General features: G+C 42.3%; 2 protein-coding genes. Both read left to right on the plus strand.

The window, feature by feature from the left end:
• Positions 1-189 precede the first annotated feature (189 nt).
• The gene (locus A3756_RS18890) at positions 190-666 is read left to right on the plus strand and encodes an FKBP-type peptidyl-prolyl cis-trans isomerase (protein ID WP_068509573.1); all 477 of its coding nucleotides are present in this window, start codon (positions 190-192) and stop codon (positions 664-666) included.
• A gap of 70 nt (positions 667-736) precedes the next feature.
• On the plus strand, positions 737-940 hold a 204-nt coding region (locus A3756_RS18895; RefSeq protein ID WP_304438904.1), incomplete at its 3' end, for a P-II family nitrogen regulator.

The following is a 940-nucleotide window of genomic DNA, read 5'->3' on the forward strand; positions in this document are numbered from 1 at the left end:
CTCGAAACCATTACCACTGGCCTTAAGTGGCGATGGGTACAGGAGCCCCTTTTACTAAAAGGCGCTTACCAAAAAGAGTTTGAGAGCCATTGCTCGGAATTAGGTGGCGCAATGGCATGTGCACTTGATCAGGGAATCATTTAGAATCTATTTCATTCCAATACCGATTTAATAAAAGGCAAATCACCCGTGTTAAAAATCATTGTTGTCATACTTGTTGTTGCACTTGCAGCATTCATCGTCCACCGCACTAATCAAAACAAAAAGCTAGCCGTTGAGAATCAACAATTAGGCAGTGAGTTTCTTGCCCAAAACATGACCAAAGAAGGCGTTGTCACAACCGAGTCGGGTCTTCAATATAAGGTACTTCAAGCCGGTACGGGAGAAGCCCACCCTACTGCAAACGATAAAGTTAAAGTTCATTATCATGGCACCTTAACTGATGGCACTGTCTTTGATAGTTCCGTAGCTCGCGGACAACCTATCTCTTTTGGCTTGAATCAAGTTATCAAAGGCTGGACTGAAGGTCTGCAACTTATGGTGGTTGGCGAGAAGACCCGATTATTTATTCCGAGCGAACTTGGCTACGGAAATAGAGCTGCTGGCGCCATCCCGGCTGGCTCGGTACTAATTTTTGATGTTGAGTTGCTTGGCATCAATGAATAAACAACTATAGTGAGATATAACTACTCGTAACAGAACAATTACGAGTCTTTTTAAGATAACGGAGAATAGAATGAAGCTTGTTACTGCGATAATCAAACCTTTTAAACTTGATGATGTACGTGAAGCACTATCAGAAATCGGTGTTCAGGGTATAACAGTTACTGAAGTTAAAGGATTTGGTCGCCAGAAAGGTCATACAGAGTTGTATCGTGGCGCTGAGTACGTTGTAGACTTTCTACCAAAAGTTAAACTAGAAGTAGCGATCAGTGAAGAT

The organism is Oleiphilus sp. HI0086, from assembly GCF_001635225.1.